5 protein-coding genes and 1 rRNA gene are annotated in these 8,249 nt (G+C 41.8%); 2 read left to right on the forward strand and 4 right to left on the reverse strand.

The window, feature by feature from the left end; genetic code table 11:
* Positions 1–60: 60 nt before the first annotated feature.
* From E7Z59_RS10590 to E7Z59_RS10600, 3 genes are read right to left on the reverse strand one after another with little or no spacing between them, the layout of a single operon-like run.
* Positions 61–2,556, reverse strand: coding sequence for a TonB-dependent receptor (locus tag E7Z59_RS10590; RefSeq protein WP_136336288.1), 2,496 nt, complete (start codon positions 2,554–2,556; stop codon positions 61–63).
* 46 nt (positions 2,557–2,602) lie between these two features.
* Complete coding sequence (locus E7Z59_RS10595; RefSeq protein WP_170226044.1) at positions 2,603–3,505, reverse strand: alpha/beta fold hydrolase; 903 nt, start codon at positions 3,503–3,505, stop codon at positions 2,603–2,605.
* Positions 3,506–3,554: 49 nt separating this feature from the next.
* A complete protein-coding gene (locus E7Z59_RS10600) occupies positions 3,555–5,090 on the reverse strand; it encodes a sodium:solute symporter family transporter (protein WP_136336290.1) in 1,536 nt (511 codons plus the stop codon).
* Between the two features lie 418 nt (positions 5,091–5,508).
* Here E7Z59_RS10600 and E7Z59_RS10605 point away from each other — a divergent pair, with 418 nt between their 5' ends.
* On the forward strand, positions 5,509–6,246 hold the full coding sequence (locus E7Z59_RS10605; RefSeq protein WP_136336291.1) for a beta-ketoacyl-ACP reductase: 738 nt from the start codon (positions 5,509–5,511) through the stop codon (positions 6,244–6,246).
* Positions 6,246–7,640, forward strand: coding sequence for a hypothetical protein (locus tag E7Z59_RS10610; protein ID WP_136336292.1), 1,395 nt, complete (start codon positions 6,246–6,248; stop codon positions 7,638–7,640). Before E7Z59_RS10605 ends, E7Z59_RS10610 begins: the two co-directional genes overlap by 1 nt.
* Positions 7,641–8,159: 519 nt before the next feature.
* On the opposite strand, the gene rrf is transcribed toward E7Z59_RS10610, so the two are convergent.
* Positions 8,160–8,249: ribosomal RNA gene (rrf, locus tag E7Z59_RS10615) — 5S ribosomal RNA — on the reverse strand; the annotation flags it as partial.

Consider the following 8,249-nt stretch of genomic DNA (forward strand, 5'->3'; position numbering starts at 1 on the left):
TGCCGGGTTTAAATAATTCTATTTCAGAGAAAGTTGGAAACTCTCGTTGTTACTTCAATCTTAGAAGTTAAACTTGGTTTCCAGTAAGTACAGTCCTCTTGTTGGAGGTGCTGCAGTAAATTCTCTCAGATCCTGGTTGAACAGGTTGGTAATAGCCACCCCAACGCTGAATTTTTCGCTAATTCTGTATCCGGCGTTCAGATCCAAGGTTACAAACCCTCCAAGCGGACCATAGTTGAAAGAATCAGTACCAGGCGCATTCTCAACAATCGGTGTTCCTCGGTAAGTTTCACCAGGAATAGTTTCAGAAGCGATCTGGAAGCTTGAGAAATAATTATACTCTTCTACCCAACGAGAGAATACACTTCCATAGAATTTATCTCCTGAATAGTTTACAGCAAGACTTCCTTTGTTGTTAGGTGCATTTACCAAAACATCCTGATAGTTTACAACACCGTCGTTATTGAAGTCATTTTCAAGATTATTCTCATCATATGAATAGTCAAAGTACGAGTAGTTCGCTGTTACATTCAATGAAGGGCTAATCATATAGGTAAGACTCAGGTCAGTACCATAAGTATTTACTTCACCAAAGTTGATATAGGTAGCAACCAGTCCGTAAGGTATAGCCTGGACCTCTTCGATAGGCGTATCACCTCTTTGGGTAACTCCTAAGAAGGCTGTTACCGGACTCAAGAAGTTCTTATTATTGTTAAAGTATGCATTCACATCAATGTAAAGCTTACTTCCAATGGTACCACGATATCCGATCTCATAGGTGTTCAGCTTTTCAACCTCCTGTGCAGCAACCACAAAGGCTTCGTTAGTAAATGGATTTACTCCACTAAAACCTTCTGCGTTACCAAGGATCAGACCTCCAAAAAGATTAGCGTACATGTTAAAGATGGTTGGTGCCGCGATTCCTTGTCCGTAAGTCAAACGTAACGTTCCTTTTCCGAATTCCTTGATAATACCGGCCTTAGGAATAAAATTGGTGCCATATATCTCGTGGTTATCGATTCTTGCTGCACCCAGAGCCTTAAATCCAAGACCCATATCCCAAAGCATATGCGCGTATCCACCAATCTGGCCAACTTCGATGTAGTCCTCTTCGTTCTCATCTAGCAGATAAGACCCCAAACTGTTAGCTCTGTCTAATTGCCATTGAATCCCGGTAACTACCTCTAATTTATCATTAAAGAGGGTATTGGTATACTGGGCTTCTGCATTCCAGCGATGTGAATCATCTCGAAAACGCGCTCCTGTAGCAAAAGATGCTTCTCCTCCTGCTACGTCTTCAGGAACGCCCGCATCTAAATTGGCATAATATGCCTTAGTTCTGTCGTCAATAGAGTAGGTATCATCAGTCTTTGATGAGGTACGGTATACCTGGGCAAAAAAGTTCTTTGTGTTAAAACGTAACTGGAATACGTTGATCTTCCAGTCTACGATCTGGTTTCTACCGACGTTGGTAGGCGAAAGGTAGGTACTGTTACTGTGCTCATAGGTAGCAATAATATCTGTTCCCGGAGAAGGGGTATAGATAGCCGTAGCCCCCGCCTTGATAAATTCTACATCAGGATCCAGCTGAAATTCTTCATATCCTTCTTTTATACCATCCTTTTCTGAATTAGGGGTTCCAGGGGCATAAATATTACCTAGAGCGTCTTTACGATCTATATATACTGAGTCAGCATATTCGAATTCCTCTGCTCTAGTATACTCTCCGGTAACTTTGTAAGCGAACTTCTCACTTACCTTATCGGCCCATCTCAATCGAAGAGAATTAAAGGCATTTCCATCTCCATTAACACCAAGGTTACCTACCACTGTACCACCCTGGTACGTACGTGGATCCTTTGTTCTAATATTGATCAAACCGTTGTGGGCATTAGGTCCGTACAAGGTAGCGTTAGGTCCCAGTATAACTTCAGCCTGCTCAGTATCTTCCTTAATCACGGTAGACAAAGGTCCTAAAGGAAGTCCTGTAGCAACCAAGGATGAAATTCTGTTATCAATTACCTGAAGGTTCTTGGAGTTAAAGTTTGAGTTAAATCCGCGAATGTTGAACGCCGGAGTAGCGATACCTGCACGGAAGTAATCAACCCCTTTCTTACGGGCGATCAATTCTGCAGGATTCCCCGGAAATTCCTCAATTTCTCTTGGACTGATTGATACAATGGTTGATGGCGAGTTGGTTAATTTTTCCGCCTTCTTAGAACCGGAATAAACTACTACTTCGTCCAAAGCCACTCCAGGGCTCAAGGTAAAGTCTACGCCTTGCATGTCCTGATTTACCAGGATCTCTCTTGATGATTTAGAAAACCCAACATAGGTTACTTCAAGGATCACTTTCCCTGCATTAACGGTTATTTGGTATTCTCCGTCTTCATTAGCAGAGGTTCCGATAGCCTGATTAGCGGCAAAGACAGCTGCCCCCGGCAGCGCCATACCATCACTATCGGTCACTGTACCACTAATAGTGTATTGTTGCGCATAAATGCCGAAACTGCAGAAGAGTCCGAAAAGCAACAGATAAAAACTTTTGGTATTCATAATTTTCAGTTTAGGTGTTTTAAAAAGATTAGTAAAGATTTATTAATTATTCAGATGAATTCAATTCGGTAAATTCCTTCAATAGACTATTCAGCTTTTCAGGCTGTTCCCATACCAGAAAATGCCCGGCATTACCTATGGTCATAAACTTACTTTCAGGATTACTGAATTTACAAGATGCTTTCAGGTCCTCCATTGTAAGCGCAGGATGCAGCAGCTTATTGGGAATCAGGTAGTCTTGCTCACCGTACATGATCCAGACCGGCTGTTCTATTTCAGGGAGCCTGTTGATGACCGGTTCGTTTAACATGGCCTGTACATTATCGCTCACCATATTCAGGTAAGCCATAAATGCCTCATTATCTTCCTTTAAGGCTAAACGCTCTTCGTACATAAACATGGCATCTTCAGGAAGTTTCCCGGAGGCAAAGTTGATATCAAAATTTTGTTTGAGCTGGGTGTCGGGCACTAACGACATCGTTTGCGGAGTAACATACGTTTTAAACCACGCATGATCATTTTCACTAAAGGTCTCAATACCTGCCGGTGCCATCAGGAATAAGCCCGACAACCAGCTTTGACTCTCTTCCTGCAATGCAGCAGTCATAGCGATTTGCGCACCCATGGAATGACCGGCTAGAATAACATCCTGATACTTTCGATCCTCAACGAAATTTTTTATAAGTTCAGCGTAATTCTTCATTCCGGCTTCAAAACCCTGATCTTCACTTCTTCCGTAACCCGGAAGATCTATCACCACGGTCGTCCCATACTGAGAAGCCAAAGTTTCCAGCTTTTTAAAAGCTCCGGAGTTACTTCCCAATCCATGAATCATTAGCAACACAGGCCCTCCCTGCCCCTGCTCACGATAAAACATGTTTGTTTTTCCGTTTTCAGGTGTAAAATAATCTTCCTTCTCCATTTGAGCAGATATCGTCATTAGCGGCATGCAAATAAATAGTATTATCAGTTTTTTAAACATAGAATTCAAAAATTATTTATGCTGTGGTATTATTGACCCCTTTCAGGCTTAGCTCGGTTCTCTCTTTTCCCGAAACCCGCAGGTATATAAATACCGCCCCTGAAATTGTGAATGAAGCCACCAACGACAAGGCCGAAGCGATCGCCGGATTCTTAGGACTCACATCCTGCATATAAGGAGTCAATTCCAGGTAGTACACTGAGTAATAAACCACCAGTGCAGTCAGTGTACCTGTTATAGGCAAGACCTTATTTTGCACCCTGGTAAATATCCCAAAGAACACAGGCACAAAGGCCGCACTAAAGAAGGCATACACCCCGTTTTGAGCAAAAATAGCCACGCTGAGCTCCGGCGATGTAAGCTGCCAATAAGACAATACCACCACAAGTACAGCCATTACGATACTCACCACCCTGTTCAGTAACATGGCAGAACGATGCTCTCCACTTAACCCTGCAAGCGGAAGGATCAGATCATTCGTAATGGACGTGGGTAAAGACTGTATTAAACCTTCAAGGGTAGAAAGTCCGGCCGCAATAAGACCAATAATAAGCAACAGACTTATATAGGCTGAGAATCTTGACACCACAAAGGCCGGTATAATACCATCCATTTGCAAAAGTTGTCCATCCACCATAAGGTCCGGATAGAATGATCTTGCATAGAAGCCAACAAAAACTACCGAAAAGAAAAGAATCAGTATAAGGATGGCATATACCAGGAATTTGTTAACCTGTTTGTCATCTTTCAACATCAGCGACTTTGTAAGGATGTGAGGCTGACAAACAATGGCTATACCTATAAGGGCATTACATATTACAACTTCAAAGAAGTCACGAAACAACGGGCTTTCCTGATTAAAAGGTTGCACCAGCATAGGATCAATAGTCGACAGCTGGTTAAAAAGGTTCGCCTCTCCCGGAGCAAAAACCTTGTCAATACCTGAATACAGCATAACTCCGGCTACAAGGATCATGATTCCGGCCTGAATAGAGTTCGTATACACTAATGAATTTGCTCCTCCAAACATGATATAGGCAAACACCACTATAACGAGACCTATCAATACAGTCAACTCATCTGCATCAACTGCTTTTGAGATCACTTTGGTGATACCTACACATATAAGCACTATAAAGGTTATTAAAAGAATGGTCAAGGCCCCGAATAATTTTTGCAGGAATGTCGAATTAAAACGCTTCCCTACCCAATCTGCAATACTGAGGGAGCCTACATCAACTCCGTATTTCCTGAATCGCTTCATTAAAAACACCAGGGCGAGAAAAATAGACAGCGGCATTACCACTCCAAATGCCAGGTAAGCACTAAGTCCGTATAAAGCAATAAATCCCGGATTTATAATAAATGTTGCTGCACTGGTGAGTGATGAAGCAAGCGCCAGAGCCACCATTATAGGACTAAACTTTAGACTACCAACAGCATAAGATCTTAAATTATCTGAAGAAGTCCTTGACTTTAATACCATGCCTATCATTAATAATACAAAGACGGCTAAAGCGGTAATGGTTAATCCTGGGGAAATTTGATCCATACTATTAAATTCTCAATTTAGTTTTGGTGATTTTGGTGTTTTCACAAAATGGCTATGGGTATTTTGCCATTTCAATGCCTAATATTAATTAATCTATCTCCTTCTTCAAAAAGAGAAAAAGTAAAAAGTAGGGGTTGACTTTTTACAGTAAATACTCAATAAAACCACTGTCAAGTAAAAACCTTTCATCTAAATCAGGTAGTTAGGACCCTGCATTCAGGCCATTCTCGATGCCAGGAACCCTATCCTTGTGATTTTTACTAAAAGTCCATTTTCGCGTTGACTTTTTTAATTAACTGGATTACAGTGATTTCAACAAAGACATACACACAACATTTAAAATTGTCAACAACTAATAATTAAAAAACCCCTCGTTTTAGTATCCTTTTTATATAATAGCTTTAGAAAAAACTTACTTATGACTGACTTTAACAATAAAGTAATTCTCATAACCGGAGGCGCCAATGGCATTGGTAAAGCCACTGCGATGGAGTTTTTATCCAGAGGAGGTACCGTAATTTGCTGGGACATTAACTCAGAACAAGGTGATAAATTGCTTGCTGAAGCCAATAATCCTTTATTAAAGTTCATGAAAGTCAATGTTACAGACCGAATTGCTGTACAAAAGGCTATGAGCACCATCATTGATGAACATGGTAAAATAGATGTTCTGATCAACAACGCAGGAATCACAAGAGATGCCACCCTTAAAAAAATGACTGAAGATCAATGGCAACAAGTGCTCGATGTGAATTTAAGCGGGGTTTTTCACTGTACACAAGCAGCTGCCCAACATATGACGGAAGCAGGTAAAGGTGTTATTCTCAATGCAGCATCGGTGGTAGGTTTGTACGGTAATTTCGGGCAGACCAATTATGTAGCCACAAAGTCAGGAGTTATAGGTATGACCAAGGTATGGGCCAGAGAACTTGGTAAGAAGGGAGTTCGCGTCAACGCCATTGCCCCGGGATTTATAGCTACAGAAATGGTGACAACCATTCCGGAAAAGGTAATCAGCGACCTGGAAAACAAAACCCCGCTGGGATGTCTGGGTCAGCCGGAAGATATTGCCATGGCGTACGCCTTTCTGGCCTCTGACCAGGCAAAATTCATTACAGGAACTACATTAAGTGTTGACGGAGGACTCGTAATCTGATGAAACTAAAAAAATTCGTAGAATATACCGAAAGTCTGCTGCCTCATGAGGTAAGTCTATTAAACGGGATCAAACAGTTTCGTGACGATGACCGTTTGAACATTTTTGAAACGGTGTACCATAATATTCATTCCGGTGGGTTTGTAAAAGAATATGACACCACGATCAACAAGCGTAAGTATTCTCACCTCATGCAATGGATGCAATCCAATCTGGAGGAAAATGATACCGATGTATTCTACCGAAAGCTGAACGATCTCGATACCAGGATCAAAGCCGACCTGATAGACACGGAAGAAGAAAAGGAACTCCTAAGGCTTATCTCAGAGTACAAGCCACATCAGTACCACTTTATGAGATTCTATGAAGTGGTAAAAGGATATCTTACCTTTCTGCTCATCAGGGTACGAATGAACGACTATGAAACGATCAATAATTTTATACATCTCTACCAGGATGAGTACACCCGCAGTAAGGAGCTCTATAACAGGATCACCCAGGCGACCTCAGATATCGTTGAAGATTATTACAAGAGCACATTAAGCGAAAAGTCATCACGTTGGTTGCCCTGGCTGGAAAAAAATATTGAAGACAAATCCCTTGACGGTTTAAACCGATATCAATCGCTGGTATTGCTCACTTATCTGTCATTGATGGATTACCGATTTATTCAAAAAGCACTTCAGTATTACGGAGACATAGAAGAAGACATCGTCAATGGAAATTATTATTCCCGCAAGCTACTTATCAATTACTACGGAAACAAGCAGCTTCTTCTCATGAAGCTTCACAAGCATGACCTGGCCTTGCATTACGGTGAATTATCCATCATGCACGACGGTCCTGATTACATCATGTACCTGAATAATTACAGCTACAACCTTTTAAAATTAGGTAAGGAGAAAAAAGCACTGCAATTAATGCAGGAGGCCCTTCCTTATGTGAAGAACACCTCAAACCGCTACAATCGAACCCAGTTTATATATTCAATGATTCGATGTTATAACCGGAATAATGCTTTTGAAAAGGCCTGCAATTATGCTGAGAATCAACTGCAGATCTACGAAAATGACATCCTGGAACACAACTGGAGTCGTTTCTTTAGAAATTATTTTGAGTCGCTGATCTATGCCGGAGAATACAATACGGTGAAGAAGCTTATCAAGAAGTATAAGATCCTGGAAAAAGAGCAGTTGGCTTTATCACAGTACCCGGATTTCCCTTATTTTAATTGGTTTGCAAAACTTATCGCTTATAAGGAAGGGAATCTTACCGAAAAAAGGTTTAAAGATCAAATCAACCGCGATATTGAAACTATGAAGACCTCTCATCGAATTTCTCCCTCACGTTCTGTCTTAAAAATCGTTGACAGTGCTATTTATGAATTGGTTTAGGGGAGTGACAGGTAGCAGGTTACGGGTTACGGGTTACGGGTTACGGGTTACGGGTTACGGGTTACGGGTTACGGGTTACGGGTTACGGGTTACAAAAATACGGGTTTATAAGGTTTTATTTTAGAGAATTTGAGATTGTCTTTTTAATTAGCTCCTGATTAAGTAGCCCTCAACCGATTTGGCTACGCCAAATTTCCAAATCCCAAATTCCAAAGAATGACATCGTCTTCGCGAGGGGCTGCCCTGCAGACCTGTGGCGATCTCCCAATTATGGTACTGGGGTTATCAGGGGCTTCTTCATAAAGAGCTAGTAAAAAGCAAAACCGGAGGGGTGAGCCAGTGCTTATAAGCCCTGATGTTTTAATGAGAAGATCGCCACGCTCTCCCGAAGTATCGGGATCGCTCGCGAAGACGATACTTGTTACTTGCCTGCCAAGCCGCAGGCATGGTCACCTGTTACTTGTTAGCTGTGACTTCAGGCCATAAAAAAAGCCCCTCACTTTCGTGAAGGGCTTTCAAAGAAGGCGGCGACCTACTCTCCCACTTTCGTAGTACCATCGGCGCTGTCGGGCTTAACTGCTCTGTTCGGAATGGGAAGAGGTGAGCCCC

The organism is Robertkochia marina (assembly GCF_004799345.1).
In the GTDB taxonomy this organism is placed as follows: Bacteria; Bacteroidota; Bacteroidia; order Flavobacteriales; family Flavobacteriaceae; genus Robertkochia; species Robertkochia marina.